Annotated in this window: 17 protein-coding genes; 11 read left to right on the plus strand and 6 right to left on the minus strand. The window is 45.3% G+C overall.

Going from position 1 to position 15755, the window contains the following annotated elements; all coding sequences use genetic code 11:
* Positions 1 to 137: 137 nt before the first annotated feature.
* Positions 138 to 776: a pentapeptide repeat-containing protein gene (locus ACWA2B_RS09005; protein ID WP_029515839.1), complete on the plus strand. Its 639-nt coding sequence runs from the start codon at positions 138 to 140 to the stop codon at positions 774 to 776.
* A 47-nt stretch (positions 777 to 823) separates the two neighbouring features.
* On the opposite strand, the gene ACWA2B_RS09010 is transcribed toward ACWA2B_RS09005, so the two are convergent.
* The 3 genes from ACWA2B_RS09010 to pdxR form a co-directional block, all read right to left on the minus strand.
* Positions 824 to 2452 carry a GMC family oxidoreductase gene (locus ACWA2B_RS09010; protein WP_029515838.1) on the minus strand — a complete coding sequence of 543 codons (1629 nt, stop codon included), beginning with the start codon at positions 2450 to 2452 and terminating at the stop codon, positions 824 to 826.
* A 114-nt stretch (positions 2453 to 2566) separates the two neighbouring features.
* On the minus strand, positions 2567 to 2995 hold the full coding sequence (locus tag ACWA2B_RS09015) for a DUF1259 domain-containing protein (protein ID WP_039270545.1): 429 nt from the start codon (positions 2993 to 2995) through the stop codon (positions 2567 to 2569).
* Positions 2996 to 3117: 122 nt separating this feature from the next.
* Positions 3118 to 4656 carry a MocR-like pyridoxine biosynthesis transcription factor PdxR gene (gene pdxR, locus ACWA2B_RS09020; protein WP_449291950.1) on the minus strand — a complete coding sequence of 513 codons (1539 nt, stop codon included), beginning with the start codon at positions 4654 to 4656 and terminating at the stop codon, positions 3118 to 3120.
* 115 nt (positions 4657 to 4771) lie between these two features.
* Here pdxR and ACWA2B_RS09025 point away from each other — a divergent pair, with 115 nt between their 5' ends.
* The 8 genes from ACWA2B_RS09025 to ACWA2B_RS09060 all read left to right on the plus strand — a co-directional run bounded on the left by ACWA2B_RS09025 (position 4772) and on the right by ACWA2B_RS09060 (position 11368).
* Positions 4772 to 5383, plus strand: coding sequence for a pyridoxamine 5'-phosphate oxidase family protein (locus tag ACWA2B_RS09025; protein ID WP_069010955.1), 612 nt, complete (start codon positions 4772 to 4774; stop codon positions 5381 to 5383).
* 199 nt (positions 5384 to 5582) lie between these two features.
* On the plus strand, positions 5583 to 6167 hold the full coding sequence (locus tag ACWA2B_RS09030) for a TetR/AcrR family transcriptional regulator (protein WP_069010956.1): 585 nt from the start codon (positions 5583 to 5585) through the stop codon (positions 6165 to 6167).
* A 114-nt stretch (positions 6168 to 6281) separates the two neighbouring features.
* A complete protein-coding gene (locus tag ACWA2B_RS09035) occupies positions 6282 to 6383 on the plus strand; it encodes a hypothetical protein (protein ID WP_014599460.1) in 102 nt (33 codons plus the stop codon).
* 350 nt (positions 6384 to 6733) lie between these two features.
* Positions 6734 to 7189 (plus strand): MerR family transcriptional regulator, encoded by a 456-nt coding sequence (locus ACWA2B_RS09040; protein WP_069010957.1) that lies wholly within the window; start codon positions 6734 to 6736, stop codon positions 7187 to 7189.
* Positions 7190 to 7229: 40 nt separating this feature from the next.
* Positions 7230 to 8441, plus strand: coding sequence for an MFS transporter (locus ACWA2B_RS09045; protein ID WP_069010958.1), 1212 nt, complete (start codon positions 7230 to 7232; stop codon positions 8439 to 8441).
* A 27-nt stretch (positions 8442 to 8468) separates the two neighbouring features.
* Positions 8469 to 8897 (plus strand): universal stress protein, encoded by a 429-nt coding sequence (locus ACWA2B_RS09050; RefSeq protein WP_069010959.1) that lies wholly within the window; start codon positions 8469 to 8471, stop codon positions 8895 to 8897.
* Between the two features lie 42 nt (positions 8898 to 8939).
* Entirely contained in the window at positions 8940 to 10358 is a 1419-nt protein-coding gene (locus tag ACWA2B_RS09055; protein ID WP_449291951.1) for an aldehyde dehydrogenase family protein, read from the plus strand.
* Between the two features lie 554 nt (positions 10359 to 10912).
* Entirely contained in the window at positions 10913 to 11368 is a 456-nt protein-coding gene (locus ACWA2B_RS09060; RefSeq protein ID WP_029515829.1) for a DinB family protein, read from the plus strand.
* A gap of 566 nt (positions 11369 to 11934) precedes the next feature.
* On the opposite strand, the gene ACWA2B_RS09065 is transcribed toward ACWA2B_RS09060, so the two are convergent.
* Positions 11935 to 12399: an AbrB/MazE/SpoVT family DNA-binding domain-containing protein gene (locus ACWA2B_RS09065; RefSeq protein ID WP_340884321.1), complete on the minus strand. Its 465-nt coding sequence runs from the start codon at positions 12397 to 12399 to the stop codon at positions 11935 to 11937.
* Positions 12400 to 12971: 572 nt separating this feature from the next.
* Here ACWA2B_RS09065 and ACWA2B_RS09070 point away from each other — a divergent pair.
* A complete protein-coding gene (locus ACWA2B_RS09070) occupies positions 12972 to 13343 on the plus strand; it encodes a MerR family transcriptional regulator (RefSeq protein ID WP_029515827.1) in 372 nt (123 codons plus the stop codon).
* Positions 13344 to 13607: 264 nt separating this feature from the next.
* Complete coding sequence (locus ACWA2B_RS09075) at positions 13608 to 14372, plus strand: MerR family transcriptional regulator (RefSeq protein ID WP_029515826.1); 765 nt, start codon at positions 13608 to 13610, stop codon at positions 14370 to 14372.
* Between the two features lie 96 nt (positions 14373 to 14468).
* Here the strand turns inward: ACWA2B_RS09075 and ACWA2B_RS09080 are convergent, their stop codons facing one another.
* Both ACWA2B_RS09080 and ACWA2B_RS09085 read right to left on the minus strand, forming a co-directional pair.
* On the minus strand, positions 14469 to 14945 hold the full coding sequence (locus tag ACWA2B_RS09080; RefSeq protein ID WP_069012145.1) for a hypothetical protein: 477 nt from the start codon (positions 14943 to 14945) through the stop codon (positions 14469 to 14471).
* A 90-nt stretch (positions 14946 to 15035) separates the two neighbouring features.
* Positions 15036 to 15515 (minus strand): GAF domain-containing protein, encoded by a 480-nt coding sequence (locus ACWA2B_RS09085; RefSeq protein WP_029515824.1) that lies wholly within the window; start codon positions 15513 to 15515, stop codon positions 15036 to 15038.
* Positions 15516 to 15755: the final 240 nt, after the last annotated feature.

The raw sequence follows: 15755 nt of genomic DNA on the forward strand, positions 1-15755 counted from the left end.
AACAAAGGTTCGTGAGCGTGCTCACTACGTTAATATATGTGTGAGAAATACTTTTGCTACCCTATGTATGAGAATTGATAGAAAATAGATTCATATAGATATCCTAGAGGGCTCTCAATCGTGGAGGTAGAGATATAATGAAAAATAAAATGGAGCTGCCAAAGATTCCTGCGGATTTACCCGTATTAAATGAAGAAATGCGCTCCATACGATCCAAAGACGAACTCAGTATAGGGTCTGTAGAGGATATCATTTTGGACAATATGGAAGCGGTTAAGGTTTCATTAGAGAAGATGACTTTTAAAAATGTAACGATCATGGAATCGTCATTGCCGGAAAGTGAATGGACAGACGTTATTTTTGATAAATGCGATCTATCGAATGTTAATTTTTCAGGTTCCTTTATCCATCGGGTAGAGTTCAGAAACTGCAAATTGCTCGGAACGGATTTTTCGAGAAGCAGGTTCCAAAACGTTCGTTTTTCGGATTGTTTAGGGGATTATTCGATGTTCCGTTTTGCTAATTTCAAGCAAGTTGGTTTTGAGGATTGTTCTTTGATAAGTGCAGATCTGTATCATTTAACACTACAAAAAACCTCTTTTGCCCGTTGCAATCTGGATCAAGCCACCCTGTCGGGGTCCAAGCTCAAGGGAATTGATCTCAGTGATTGCGAATTTGATGGATTACAAGTAGAGATAGAAGACTTGAATGGCTGCATCATCTCACCGCATCAGGCTTCATCCTTTGTGGGCCTTTTGGGGCTAGTAATTAAATAAGGGGATATATTCGAGTCATCCGCCGCAAATGACGAACGAGTCTCAGGCTACTCTTCATATTCTTCATATCGTTGCCGTCTTAACTTTCGAGCGCGTATATTTTTATCCAGCAGCTTTAATTGTCGTGCTATGGTATATCCTATCAGGTATGCAGCAGCGGATGTGTTGCCATCGACCGTGAAGGGGATGATGGAAGCATCGGCAACGATTAAATTTTTGACTCCATGCACGTTACCTCTGCGATCCACGACGCCTCCTCTATTTAATGGGGCCATGCGAAGAGAGCCTTGCTGGTGATGATTATGGCCAAAATTTTGCTTGATAAACTCCTCCAGGTTAGAGTCGTTGTCAATAACGTCAAGCGTAGGAGAAACGAGCTGATATGATGGATCAATGGCCGTCAGCTCTGCCGCTATGTTTTTGACATAATTTTTATATATGTTTTTCACCGCTTCCATGTCCTCGGGATTCGAGAGAAAGCCTTCATCTGCAAGCACGATTTTCAGAGGGTCGTTGTTTTGCAGTTTGATCGATCCCCGGCTTGCAGGGCGTAAGTAAATCAAACCTAAGGTAAGCATGCCTTCCGAACCTATACCTAGCATTTGAACCGCCCGACGATGGTCCTCCGTTCCATTGGGATCAGGCAAGAAGGCTCCACCCGTATATAGAGCACTTGGATCATTAGAAGGCAGTGCGCGATCCTTGGGATTGGTTGAGAAGGAGGCAAAGTTCAGAGTATGGTTACGCAGGCGTTTGCCTACATTGGGATTATTAAATACTACATGAATCCCTTTGTCTTTAAGCGATTTTTCAGGTCCGATTCCGGATAGCATTAATAACTGGGCGCTGTTAATGCCTGCTGAGACGATAACCTTCTTCCGCGCATAAGCTCGTGTACATATTCCTTCACGGAGGAATTCCACTCCTACAGCGCGCTTGTTAGTAAAAAGAACGCGCAAAGTTGTTGATTTAAAGAAAACCCTCAACTTCCGGCCGTTTACGCCCTGTCCGGAAGAAGTCATGATGCCTGGCGAGAGAAAAGCGGTTGAAGAGCTTTCCCTGTGTCCATTTGGTTTTTGGAACAACTGCCATCGGGTAAAGGGACCAAGGGGAGTTTTAGGATCGTTATAATCGAGGATTTCCGGAAAACCTGTAGCACGTTCAATGGCCAAGGTTAGTTTTTGCGCCATAGACGTGGGATTTACAGGAGCTTGCCTGATATCAATCCGTCCGCTATATCCGTGAACCCTTGGATTATTCGTTTCTCCATTATATTTTTCTAGTTTTTTGAATCGGCGAATGGCTCTTCTAGGTGACCATAATGGGCCTAAAAGTTTTTCCCATTCTCTAAATACAGCCGAAGTAGGCCGTACATACTGCTCGCCGTTAATTGAAGAGCCACCGCCTAGCAGCCGTCCTGTGGTCCATTCGAATGACCGATCGTCTACTCCATTTTGTGGAATGCCTTCCCCTTGCCAAAAGTATTCAGGGAAAAATTGTTCCTCCAGCTCCGGGGCAAAGGTAGAGTCCCTAATGGGTTTATCTTTATCGTTATTTTCCCCTGCTTCCAGCACAAGAACCGATGTTTGCTTATCATCCGTAAGGGTTTTCGCTATTACAGCACCCGCAGGACCTGTTCCTACGACAATATAATCAAAGATTAATTTGTTTTTCATAAAGCTCTCCTTTTAGATAAATGGGCTAATGTAGAATATTAATCTGTTTTGTCCTATGTTCCGCCCATAACAAAAAAAGACCCGCCAAAGCGGATCTTTGCATTTATTGATAGCTTACTTTTTCTTAATAACCGGCCGTACAGGCTTCGTTGTCAAGACATTAAGCGCGTCACGCACTTCTGTGGCGAAAACAAGCGGTTTTTCTACTTTTTCGAAGTGGATGTACCAGAGATTGGGGTTATCAAATAGCCAGTGATTGTGCAGTGCCGTCACTTTGATATCGTGTTTACGAAGTCGAGAAATAAACGGATTAATTTCTGCGGTCAAAATCACGGTTTCACCAAGACATAATCCTTTTCCGTTACGGCCAATACTTTCGAAAGAAAAAGCTTGGGGTATGGCAAGAAAGGATCTGGCCCTTTTCCCTAAAATGATCGGCTTGATGTTATTTCTGACTGTAGATGCAGTACAAACTCCGTTGATGATTTGAGGTGTTGCTTTTAATATAGCTGCAAACTGTCTACAAAGCGGACTAATTGCCATTTCTCTCACTCCAATTCTTTTAAGTTACTAGCATCATATGAAAAAGTAAGAGAGTGGGAAGGGCAATTCTTCTTTATCGTTAGTCTAATTTGCTATATACAAAGCGCGAATGGAGTACCTTTTTAAAGCCTCAGCTTTGCTCCGTGATACTCATGTTTGATACTGTCCCATGCCTGGCGCAGGCGCTTAACACCTTCGATAATTTGCTGCTCCGTTAAGTGAGCAAAGATAAAGCAAGCTGATGGAGGTCCCGGTGTCAGTTGGTAATCAGCGGCATCACGCCATGTGACTCCGTAAAATCGTGCTGTCTGCATCAAATGATGATACTGGGCAGAATCATGCTTCCAGATGGCATAGGCATGTAGTCCGCAATTGTTCTGATGCCAGTGAAACAGTTCATTCAACTGCTGTATTTCCCGCTGGAACGCGTCGTAGTGAGACCTGTATATGCGAGTCATCCGACGCACATGGCGAACGTAGTCGCCGCGCATCATAAAACGTGCCAGTGCGCGCTGTTCCAAGCGGGCAGGCGGCAGGGGATCGTATAGTCGTTTGGCAGCTGTCAGCGCTTGGGCTAATTCAACGGGCAGGATTGCAAACCCGAGCCGAAGGCTGCTGAACATGCTTTTGGAAAAGGAACCGACATAGATGACACATTCTGCGCAATCCAGTGCTTTTAACGGTTCAATGGGTCGTCCTGCCCAGCGGAATTCACTGTCATAATCGTCCTCAATGATCCACGCTCCCTTGGATGCTGCCCATTGCAAAATATGTTGACGTCGTGTTAATGGCAAAACTGCCCCGGTTGGAAACTGTCGTCCAGGTGTAACAAACAGCAATTTGGAATCCCAATCCTGTGGGACAATTCCGTGTTGATCCATTTCGGCAGCGAGTATCTGTCCGCCTGAGGCAGTAACTGCACGGTAGATGCCGGAATAACAAGGATTCTCCAATACAATTCGATCTTGTTCATGAATAAGCAACTGACTTAATAACGTGATTACTTCCATGGAACCACTGCATAATACGACTTGATCCGGGCTGGCCGTAATTCCGCGTGTTCTGCCAACATGATGGCAAATCGCTTCACGTAGCCATTCATCACCGCTCACTGGCGCAGTAGTTTCGTCAGCCGAGGGCTTTTGCAGATCTTTTCCAGCGGCAGTCAGTGCGCTTTTCCATGCGATCTGTGAATTGCCCTCCAATACAACTTCTCCTGCCTGAAAAGAAATCAAAGGCTGTTGTGCACGGTCTCTATCTGTAGCAGAAACAGGAGACGACTGTAAGTTTCGTTCTCTTTCGATCTGCATGATTCGTTGTCCCCATGCTGACAGCGTAGGGGATTTTTGCTTGGAAACGGGTGGATTCTGATTCTGCAGGCCGATTTGAGATGGGTTTGGTAGCACCGCTGTCTGTTGCATAACAAAGGTTCCTCTGCCTACTGCCGAGTCTACATATCCTTCTGCCAGCAGCATATCGTATGCTTCTTTAACACTCCCTCGCGAAATTCCATACATCACAGCCAGATCACGAGTGGAAGGCAGACGCGTACCACTCGCAAGGGAACCATTGAGGATTCCCTCACGAAGAGCATGATACAATGCCAAGTATTTTAGATGATATTTTTGAAGCGCGCGCTGATATGCAATCGTAATATCCATACTCTTCTCCTTCGATTGGGCCACTCACTTTCGTTCATATTGGGTCTTTTTATGAATCCATTTTCAACATAATCTGAAATGTATCATTGGTCAATAGATGGAGGGAGAGTTCTCTATGAGAAGGAAAGAATTTGCGGTGGCAGAACTAGAGGAAATAGAGCAGTTTCTAAGCGAGGTCAGTTTCGGATTTTTAGGCATGAACAGCGAGGATGGTTTTCCGCGTGTGGTTCCCTTGAATTTCGCTTATGGAAATGGCGTTTTTTATATTCATGGCAGCCGTGCTGGAGAAAAGATGGAACAGATGAAAGAGGATAATCGGGTTACTTTTTCAGCCGCCAAAGAATATGCGCTCATTCCATCTTATTTTACGGATGAACATATGGCATGTCCGGCGACTTCATTTTTTAAAAGCATTACCGTTCGTGGTCATGCGGAGCATGTAGTGGATTTGGAAGAAAAAGCATCGGCCTTTTCCATTTTTATGAGTAAGCTGCAACCGGAAGGCGGGTATGACACGATTGATGCTAGCGATTCTCGGTATGCCTCACGTTTGAAAGGGGTCGCTCTGATCAAAATTGTACCGGAGGATTGGACCGCCAAGTTTAAATTCGGTCAAAATGTCAAAGATCAGGAACGTCAGCAAATTATCGACGGCTTGCAACAACGGGGGCTGGATGATGATCTGACGACGATTGAGATGATGCGCAAATATTGTCCTCATCACTGAGCGTAATAAATCCTGCTCGCTCACCGTCAGATTGGTTAATTATACCTTGTAGGGAGATGCCCTTGATTTTCCAAAACTTTCAGTCCTTCTGTATTAGGACTTTTGAAGGACAGGTATATATCATCCTCAAGCCCGTTGTTCTTACTGCAAAGGAACTTTATAATACGATAGATTTGTGGCGTAAGGGGGCAAGACCGTGATGGGAGCAGGAGTCAGAAGTCGGGAGAGTCGACGGTTGTTACTGGAAGCAGGGGCTGAAGAGTTCGCTCAGACGGGGTTTTATCAGACAAAGGTAAGTTCGATCGCGGCACGCGCAGGATTGACGCAGCCGGATTTTTATATTCATTTTGAAAGCAAGGAACAGATGTATGATGAGCTTGTGGAGAGCTTTCGTACTTTGGTGAATGAAACGGTTCAAAGCATGAAGATAGGTCCGGATCAAAGCGAAGCTGAAATTTTGCAACGGGGACAAGTGTTTCTGGAGGCTATTTTTCGCGTGTTGTCTAACAATCCGGCGATCACCCGTGTCGGATTTTACCAGGCGGCAGACTCGGTGCGCATTAAGGCGGAAATGGCCGAGCATATCAAAAAGCATCTGCTGGCTGCGCAACGATGGGGCTCGTGCCGTGAGGAACTGGACCCTGAACTGATAGCAGAATGCGTGATCGGCTTGATTGAACGGCTGACGTTAACGAAATTGCTACCTGGACGTGAAAGTCCGTCTGTGCTTGCCAAGCAGGCACGAAACCTCCTGTATCACGGCATGCTCGGGTCCGAAGAATAACAGGACTATACAATACCAAACCTAGATTTGGGCGGCAGGCGCGGCATTTGTCCCTATCATGAATGATGGCATAAGCATAAGATGCTCTTGTAAACCATGAAGGGAGGAATCACCATGTCTGGAGTAGGCGCTGGTTATGGAGCTTTTACATCTACAGGAGCGATTCTGGTACTTTTCATTCTGCTCGTTATTATTTCCAAAGCATTCGTCATCTAATTCGTAGCTCATGAATCTGATTTCGGGCGATTTGTTGTAATCGACAGAGGGAGGAGGAACTTAAGATGGGTGAAGTAGAAAGAGGTTGCGGTGGTGGCGGCTACAACATGTTTACTTCCACTGGTGTTATTCTGGTACTCTTCATTTTGCTGGTTATCATCACACGTACCATTTTCATCTAAAGCTATATTCATGGGCTTGAGCGCCGATGCTTCGGGTCTATGACCGTGCTAGTCAAAACAGGAACCGTCTCCAATAGAGGCGGTTTCTTTTTATATCAAAGTTTACGTTGACGTTAACGTTATATAGGCGTAGTATTTATATATAATCTTTTTCATAAGGTGGGTGTCATGGTTACGTATAAAATTGATGAGGTCGCCAAGCAAAGTGGTCTGACGAAGCGAACTATTCGTTATTATGAGGAGATCGGATTATTGCCCTCCCCGCAACGCAGTGAAGGAAATATGCGCCTGTATACGCAGGAGGATGTGGATTTACTAAAAAAAATAGTGAGTGCCAAGGAAGTACTTGGATTCTCCTTGCAAGAGCTTCAGCGTTACATGTCCGCAGCGGAAATGCTCAAGGGTCAGCGGGAGGAATATCGCGAGCGAACGGAGCATTTGCAACCGAACGAGCGACGGGCCATGTTGGAGGATATGGAAGGTACACTGAACGAACAGTTGGAATTAATGGAGGGAAAAATCAACAGCATCCGTTTGCTCCAGACTGAGTTGGAGGAGTTGCGGGTCAGGGTTCGTGAACGCAAAACCCTTTTGGATGAGGAACTTGATCACAACCCATCATAACAAGAACATTTACATTCAGATGTGGAGGTAACATCATAATATGAGTTCACAACATGCATTACCTGAAGAGCTAAAAGAACGCTCAGGCTTGCTGTCTCAACCTAAAGCGGTATGGGCGGTCGCCTTTGCTTGTGTTATTTCATTTATGGGCCTGGGATTGGTCGATCCGATTCTTCCGGCCATTGCCGATCAGCTTCATGCTACGAAAAGCCAAGTGTCATTGCTGTTCACCAGCTATAACCTGGTAACAGGCGTTGCGATGCTGATTACGGGCGTCGTATCTAGTCGATTGGGTGTCAAATGGACGTTACTAACCGGGATTTTGTTTATTATTGTGTTTGCTGGACTTGGCGGCACGGCCAATACAGTTGGCGGAATTGTGGGCTACCGGGCAGGCTGGGGCTTGGGGAACGCTTTGTTTATCGCAACAGCGTTATCTGCGATTGTAGGTCTGTCTACTTCTGGAACAGCTAAAGCAATTATTTTGTATGAAGCGGCCTTGGGCCTCGGGATTTCAGTGGGTCCGCTGCTGGGCGGTGAGTTAGGCTCCATTTCCTGGCGTGGTCCGTTTTTCGGTGTAGCCGGACTAATGGTCGTGGGATTTTTGTTCATTACGTTTATGCTGCCTTCGATTCCAAAGCCCAAAAAACGCGGTTCCATTGCCGATCCGTTCAAAGCGCTTAGTTATCCAGCTTTACTCACGCTCGGTATTGTAGCGTTGTTATATAACTTTGGATTTTTTACGTTGATGGCGTATTCTCCATATGTAATGCATCTGGACGAGCATGGTTTGGGTTATGTATTTTTTGGCTGGGGAATTATGCTAGCCTTTACCTCGGTGTTTGTAGCACCAAAGATTCAAGCACGCTTGAGCGTGGTATCTTCCATTAGTATCATGCTGACGCTATTTGCCATTGATTTAGGTGTTATGGCGATTGGGACGGTAGCTGGCTCGCCAACGACTGTCATTGTCGCCGTCATTGTAGCTGGTATTTTTCTGGGGATTAACAATACATTGATTACAACTGCTGTTATGCAGGCTGCTCCAGTGGAGCGCTCGACAGCATCTGCGGCCTACAGCTTCATGCGTTTTTTGGGTGGGGCCATTTCGCCGTGGCTTGCAGGGAAGCTGTCAGAGTGGTACTCAGCAGAAACCCCGTTTTATTTTGGAGCATTGATGGTACTGATTGGTGTAGCTGTGCTGATCGTACGTCGTCGACATATGCAGGATATTCAGGTGGATGCACACTAATATCGAACTTCTGAGGAGGAAAAGAGTATGAACGAATACAAACATATTCTGGTCGCGATTGATGGTTCGGAACACGCGATGAAGGCGTTGGAGACAGCCAAAACGTTGTCTAAACAGCTTCAGGGGAATCCGCATCTGACTGTATTGCATGTAAACCCAGCTCTATCCATGAATGAGCCCCCGATTGGGGTGGATGTGGATGAACGGATCGAAGAGGAGGGGCGTCATATCTTAGAACCTGCATCCGACTATTTAAAGAACGCGGACATCCCTTGCCGTATGCTAGCGGGTCATGGTAATCCAGCGAGTATCATTTGTGAAATTGCAGATCAGGAAAAGGTGGATCTGATCATTATGGGAACACGGGGAAAAGGACTTGTTTCTGAAATGATACTGGGCAGCGTGAGCCATCATGTGATTCAGCATGCACCTTGTCCGGTGCTGACGGTAAAATAGATGGTAAAAGAGACGTTAATATAGAGAAAAGGAGGAAAAAGCATGCAGCAGCATTTATTTATTGGAGGAGAATGGAAGGTAGCTTCAACGTACACGACGTTGAAATCACCGTATTCCGGGGAAATCATTGCTGAGGTGGCAGAGGCCACGCCAGAAGATGTCAAGGCTGCTATTCAGGCGGCCTCTGATGCACGCTCGGAGATGCGAGCCATGCCAGCGCACCAGCGGTCAGCCATTTTGGAGAAACTGGCTGACCTGCTGGAAGAGCGGCGTGAGGATGCAGCGCGCCTCATTGCACGCGAAGCGTCAAAACCATGGAAAGCTGCGCTGGCGGAGGTTGATCGGACGGTGCAAACCTACAAGTTCGCAGCTGAAGAAGCCAAACGGATTCACGGGGAAACCATTCCGCTGGATGCCGCACCGGGCGGCGAGGGCCGTATGGCCTACACGCTCAAAGAACCTGTCGGAGTAGTAGGAGCTATTACACCATTTAACTTCCCGATGAATCTGGTCGCTCATAAAGTGGGTCCCGCGCTGGCAGCAGGCAATACAGTCGTATTAAAGCCTGCGGAGCAGACGCCGTTGTCGGCTTACCTAATCGCGGAGCTGCTGGAGCAGGCTGGATTGCCTGCGGGCGCTCTTAACGTGATCAGCGGCGATGGTAAAACCAATGGCGACGTACTTGTCACTGATCCGCGCGTCAGCTATATCACTTTTACCGGTAGCCCGGCGGTCGGTACAGAAATTCGCTCCAAGGCTGGCTTGAAGCGGGTCACGCTGGAGCTGGGTTCCAACGCGGCCGTTATTATCGACCGTGATACGGATGTGGAAGCGGTCATCGACCGTTGTGTGAGTGGAGCCTTTGCCAATCAAGGGCAGGTGTGCATATCAGTTCAACGTATTTACGTTGTCGATGAACTGTATGATACCTTTGTATCCCGATTTATAGAAGCAACTCAACGTTTAAAAATGGGAGATCCGCTAGAGCCGGACACGGATGTATCCGCGCTTATTTCAGCCAAGGATGTCGAACGTGTCCGTGAGTGGCTGGAAGAAGCCGTTCAAGCAGGTGCGAGGATCGCTCTGGGTGGTCAAGCCAAGGGAGGTATTTTGGAGCCGACGGTTTTGCTTAATGTGGACCCGACTTCCAAGGTATCCTGTCGTGAAGTGTTTGCCCCGCTTGTGCTGATTCATTCTGTTAGCTCTATAGATGAAGCCGTAAACCATGTGAATGATTCGATCTATGGCCTGCAGGCGGGAATTTACACACGTAATATCACGACTGCGCTGGATGCAGCAGACAAGCTTGAGGTTGGCGGCGTGGTGATCAATGACATTCCAAGCTTCCGTGTCGACCATATGCCGTATGGTGGTGTGAAGCAAAGTGGCACCGGACGCGAAGGCGTAAAGTATGCCATGGAAGAAATGCTGGAAACAAAGCTGATCGTTATTAAACGGTAGTAGTTATATAAAAGCCTATCTGATGGACATAGATAATACGTTTTGCGTATGTCTGTTCATTAGATAGGCTTTTTTGGCACCTTCTACGTGATTGTCAGATGAAAATAAAGTGTTTTCTTAGTGCTAGATTAAGATAAGGCTCTTTTAAATCACTACTGCTACCCGCGTATGTTCTTTAATTAATATTTAAAAATGGAATATAATGAAGGATGGTCGTAGCCCCAAAAAGACAATAACAAAATAGACCTAGCCAAATGATTTTTTAAAAAAGGCAGTGCCTGAGAAGGGTTATGAAATTAAAGTATCAAAGATCTTTCAAGGCTAAACGTAAAATGAGGATGGTGCAGCAACCAGAGTAGGCTTAATCTCCCATGAGTTCTTCCCAAAAGGGAGCGACAAGCCACTAAACCCTTTGAAATTGCACGTTTCTCCTTGGAAGTTTACAGCAACAAGGAATTCACCCCAAAAAAGGTTGTTTTAGTTCATTCAAATGATTAAACTAACGGTTAACAGTAGGTTCAAGTAATCGATGAGATGAAGAGGGGGAAACCGAAATGAAGACGATCAAGTGCATGATGGACCACCTGTACTGGGCGGACGGACGCATCTTGGACGCGCTCGAGGAGAGTGAGACGAAGAACAAGGACCTTCTGAAGCTGGTTCGGCACGTCGCGGTCGCGGAACGAGTCTGGCTGTCCCGATTGCAGGGCAAGGGCAGCGCGCAATATTCGTTGTGGGAGGAAGCTGAAGACCTGTCGGCGATCCGGACGATGTTCGAAGAAAACGCCGAACAATATCGTGTCTATATCGAAGGGCTCGAGGAATCCGAGTTGGATGAGATGATCGACTATGCGAACCAGAGCGGGGTTCCGTTCCGAACGTCCGTCCGGGACAGCCTGTTGCAGGTCCTCTTACATGGACAATATCACCGGGGACAGATCAACCGGGCACTTCGGATCGAATCGGCAGAGCCTGCCCAAGTCGATTACATCACGTTCGCGAGGCTCTGAAAAGTTCCGCAATGAGAAGGAATGGAAACTTTCCAGGGCGGCTGGTTGATCTGTTCCTTCTTTGACTACCGTTTCTGAGGTTGTTGGTACTGTTTCATTGGTAGATGTATCTGTTGTTTCCTGCTTTCCACAACCAGCAAACACACTTACACTTACGGAAAGTATAAGAATAGAAAAAATTTGAGCAGGTTTGTTCATATTAGGTTCACACATCCTTTCTCTATCTATAAAACGAATACTATTTTTTTATGAGGAGAAGATGTAATGAAATGACGAAAAACTGACGAAAAGAAAAAGTATAGGATGTTTTACTACAGAAAAATGAATAAATAAATGAAATGACCTTCTCTAATTAAAGAAGGCCATTTTTTAATTCAGGAACACTGCCTTTTGCTATAGGCGTTCTCGCTTGTAAGTCATTCAGTGGGTCTTTATACCTGGTTTGGAATTTTCGCATGGACGTTTTTGCATTTTGTCGGTTAGCTATGCTGCTGCGTATCACGGTTCAAAAGTGCTGTACATGATGAAATCACTGGTGTATATCTATGTAGGGTATCAAGCTGTGGTTATAGCATTTTTTTGAGCTGGGATATACGGGCTTGGGAAACCTCAAGTATTTTGGCATATTCGTGCTGTGCTGCATTGGGGTGTTTTTGCATTAATTCTTTTAGACTTTCGATCATCTGTTGTGTCGATCGCCGCAGACGTTTGGACTCTTTATTAGATCGTTGTGAGTTGGATAAAGCTGATTTGGCTGGTCTTAGGACTGGGCTGAAATTTACCCCCTTCTTTAAACTCTCAATACATTCCACGCAAATAAAGCTGTCTCTAAAATAAGTTAATTGTTCTGTTGAACCACACATTTTACACGTCACCCCAGTATATTTTCGAAAGGCGAGAATACCGGTTTCCTCATCTGCAAAAATCTCAACAGGATCACCCACATTATAATCCATGGAAATTCGCATTTCTTTGGGAATAACGATACGGCCTAACGCATCTAGGGGACGTGTCATACCTGTACTTTTCAAATGATAACCTCCTTTTTTATATCCTTATAATACTAAATAGTTATGATAAAAAAGAATAGGCTTAGAGAAGCAATCGCATATATTTAGTAAACTGTTGAAAAGTATACAAGTAATTACCAATATGTGTTTATTTATTGAGGGGTGTGTGAGGGTAATTATAAAGAATTACCGATATATATTCATAAATAATATTCTAGTTGGCAATAAAATTTTTAGTAATACGGGATAAGGAGCAAGCTGTGGAGGCAATCGATTCCCATGCTGTATGAGGTGGCGTTTGGTGTGTAGAATTGGATGCAATATAAGGCGGTGCGGGTATGAACTCGATTAGCACGTGAAGGTCTTCAGACCGACCAGATTGTGGACGATATTATCAGCCATGTTGACGATTTTGGTTATGAGGCACAAATGCCCACGTTCTATTTTCTGTCCGGACTGACGGGCAATAAGAAGGTTGCCTCGCTGCTGTAAGGTAGTAGGAATCTTAATTTTGCACTCTTTACTATGAAAACTTATACTTATCGTTAAAGCTGACTTGAAGAGAAAATTTAAGAATGAGGAGGGGAATAACCATGTACTCCATTAAAGAAGTTCAAATCAAGAGCGGATTACCCGCATCTACCCTTCGTTATTATGAAAAAGAAGGTATATTACCTGATGTCGGTCGGGATGAAGGGGGAAGAAGGGTATATACCGAAAAACAAATCGATTGGATCAGGTTCCTTATGGCCATGAAAGATACAGGGATGACCATTGAAGAAATTAAGGCATACCTTGAGCTAAATGTAAAAGGAGAAGCCACAATCCAAGAGAGAAGAGATTTCCTTGTAGCCCACAAAAAGAAGGTGGAAGAACATGTGGCACAAACGCAGCACAATTTGGAGAAAATTATTCAAAAGATAGCTTTTTATGATCGTGTGGTTATGGGAAAAAGCCTCTCTTAGGTATCGTTTGATCTGTAAATAGTGGTTAAGTCAAATCGAATATATGGAGCCCCCGGCATATTTGAAAATACGCGTTGGTGGGCTTTTTTTGCATAGTTATCTAAAGATGCCGATTGTAGGTCGCAAGTATGAAAAATGGTTGGTAAATGAGCGGTTCACAATGCGCTTATAGGGTAAAAGTGTAGTACCAAGGTGGGCAAGTGGGGGCGTTGACTCTCACGCCACGTGAGACTGTAGACTGTCAAGCAAGGGAGGTGAAGCGGAATGGCTTATACGGTGAAGGAAGTATCTAATCTGTCGGGAATCAGCGTACGAACCTTGCATTATTATGATGAAATAGGATTGCTGAAACCGCATCATATTGGAAATAATGGATATCGCTATTACGAACAGGAACAACTGTTGAGGCTTCAGCAAATCATGGTATATAGGGAACTGGATTTGCCTTTATCTGAAATTGGAAATGTGCTGGAGCAAACCAAGGAACAAAAGGCCGAGGTTTTGCAAGAGCATCGAGCCAAGGTCGAGGCCAAAGTCTTCCGCTTGCATACTCTCCTACAAACCATCGACGAAACGGTGGCTCATTTGAAAGGGGAACAAGCAATGAAACCAGAGCAAATGTACCAAGGGTTTAACCCGGAAAAGCAGGAAATGTATGAACATGATTTGACAGACCGTTATGGTCAAGAGGCTCAGAAAACAATTCAGGAGAGCAAGACGGCGACGGAGAACTGGAGCAAAGAGGATTATTTGGATTCGCAGGCAGAGGCTGACCAGATTCATCGACGGCTGGCTGAAGCCATGAATAAAGGATTGAAGCATAACAGTGAAGAAGTACAGGCGCTGATCCGCCGTCATCTTCAATGGGTAAGCCGATTTTATACTCCTACCGCAGAAATTTATAGCGGGCTGGGTGACTTGTATGTCGAGCATGAGGATTTCAATAAAATGTATGAAGGCTATCGCCCCGGGTTGGCTGAGTATTTGCGAGACGGAATGAAGGTGCTGGCCGAACGGGAATTAAACTAGCAACAGCTGAGAAAGGGCTTAAATGATATGAAAAAGAGGTGAACAACAAGCCGATCTGACGGCCTGCTGTTCACCCTTTTTTTTGTGTAAAACAGCTTACATGCTGCTTGGTACTGTTCTCATGCCTTGCTGACTGCTGTTTCCGAACTGCTGCATGTTACCACTGCCTGCAAAATGCTGTCCGGTCGTCCCCATATGCTGCGGAAAGCTGTGATTCATGTGGCTTCCTGCACTAAAGGTGGATGGTTGCATACTACGGGAAGCATAGTTATCGCCAAATCCAGGCTGAGTCATTTGGCTACTCGAGCGGATAGTGTTTTCCAGCTGACTACACAGTTGAATAACTTGTTGGTATTGTTGCATAGCTTTTTGGTGGTCCTGGATTGCGGTTTGGATCATTTGAGCTGCATTACGTTCACGTTGCATCAGGTTTTCAAGGCTGGATGCATTTTGTTGCTCTTGTTGCAGCAACTGCTGATACATGGCGGTTCCTTGCTGTGTTTGTTGTGCCAATTGCTGAATAATTTGTTCACATTGATGAAGTTGTTGTTGTGGAGCCATGTTGTTGAACATTGATCATCAATCTCCTTCGCCGGATAGTTTTGGGTTTCAGACCCTCCTATATTGTGGCGAAGGAAGACGATATATATGCGCTATTTTTGGTTATAGGCTGGCTAACAGAATAGCCGTAAATTCCTCTAGGAATACACGATCTTCGTGATCAAAACGACCTTTAAGTGGGCTGTCAATGTCCAGCACTCCTATCAGCTCCCCATTCTTGACAAGGGGAATAACGATTTCACTATTGGAAGCAGCGTCACAGGCAATATGTCCTGGAAACGCATGTACATCATCTATAACAAGCGTTCGTTGTTCTGCTGCTGCGGTACCGCATACGCCACGTCCCAACGGAATCCGTATACATGCAGGTAAGCCCTGGAAAGGACCAAGTACAAGCTCAGTGCCATCATAAAGATAGAAACCGCTCCAGTTAATATTTGGAAGGAAGTGACCGAGTAATGCTGAAGCATTTGCCAGATTAGCAATGGTATTGGATTCATCATGAATCAGTGCCCGGAGTTGCCCGAGAACGGATTCGAATTGTTCATGACGTGTGCCTTCGTAAGGTATAGTTTGAAACATGTAGAGTTCACGCTCCTAACATTAAAATTTCACATGAAGTGCTGTATAAATAGCCGAAAATAGGTAATTATGCAATTCGCTTTTACCATTGGTTAATTAATTTAAGATATAACGATTGTGTATATTCAGTCAAGTGGAAAACTATACGTTTTAGCGGGGCAAACAATATCGAAAGTAATTCAGCAAGGGTTGCCCTCATCTGTTTCCAGCTTATCCACTATGGGTAAAAACAGTGTAACA

It is taken from the genome of Paenibacillus sp. CMM36, from assembly GCF_053570945.1.

Excerpts from the sequence above, each read along its gene's own strand:
- ACWA2B_RS09005 (WP_029515839.1), top strand. The coding sequence starts at position 138 with ATGAAAAATAAAATGGAGCTGCCAAAGATTCCTGCGGATTTACCCGTA.
- ACWA2B_RS09010 (WP_029515838.1), bottom strand. The coding sequence starts at position 2,452 with ATGAAAAACAAATTAATCTTTGATTATATTGTCGTAGGAACAGGTCCT.
- ACWA2B_RS09015 (WP_039270545.1), bottom strand. The coding sequence starts at position 2,995 with ATGGCAATTAGTCCGCTTTGTAGACAGTTTGCAGCTATATTAAAAGCA.
- pdxR (WP_449291950.1), bottom strand. The coding sequence starts at position 4,656 with ATGGATATTACGATTGCATATCAGCGCGCGCTTCAAAAATATCATCTA.
- ACWA2B_RS09025 (WP_069010955.1), top strand. The coding sequence starts at position 4,772 with ATGAGAAGGAAAGAATTTGCGGTGGCAGAACTAGAGGAAATAGAGCAG.
- ACWA2B_RS09030 (WP_069010956.1), top strand. The coding sequence starts at position 5,583 with ATGGGAGCAGGAGTCAGAAGTCGGGAGAGTCGACGGTTGTTACTGGAA.
- ACWA2B_RS09035 (WP_014599460.1), top strand. The coding sequence starts at position 6,282 with ATGTCTGGAGTAGGCGCTGGTTATGGAGCTTTTACATCTACAGGAGCG.
- ACWA2B_RS09040 (WP_069010957.1), top strand. The coding sequence starts at position 6,734 with ATGGTTACGTATAAAATTGATGAGGTCGCCAAGCAAAGTGGTCTGACG.
- ACWA2B_RS09045 (WP_069010958.1), top strand. The coding sequence starts at position 7,230 with ATGAGTTCACAACATGCATTACCTGAAGAGCTAAAAGAACGCTCAGGC.
- ACWA2B_RS09050 (WP_069010959.1), top strand. The coding sequence starts at position 8,469 with ATGAACGAATACAAACATATTCTGGTCGCGATTGATGGTTCGGAACAC.
- ACWA2B_RS09055 (WP_449291951.1), top strand. The coding sequence starts at position 8,940 with ATGCAGCAGCATTTATTTATTGGAGGAGAATGGAAGGTAGCTTCAACG.
- ACWA2B_RS09060 (WP_029515829.1), top strand. The coding sequence starts at position 10,913 with ATGAAGACGATCAAGTGCATGATGGACCACCTGTACTGGGCGGACGGA.
- ACWA2B_RS09070 (WP_029515827.1), top strand. The coding sequence starts at position 12,972 with ATGTACTCCATTAAAGAAGTTCAAATCAAGAGCGGATTACCCGCATCT.
- ACWA2B_RS09075 (WP_029515826.1), top strand. The coding sequence starts at position 13,608 with ATGGCTTATACGGTGAAGGAAGTATCTAATCTGTCGGGAATCAGCGTA.
- ACWA2B_RS09080 (WP_069012145.1), bottom strand. The coding sequence starts at position 14,945 with ATGTTCAACAACATGGCTCCACAACAACAACTTCATCAATGTGAACAA.
- ACWA2B_RS09085 (WP_029515824.1), bottom strand. The coding sequence starts at position 15,515 with ATGTTTCAAACTATACCTTACGAAGGCACACGTCATGAACAATTCGAA.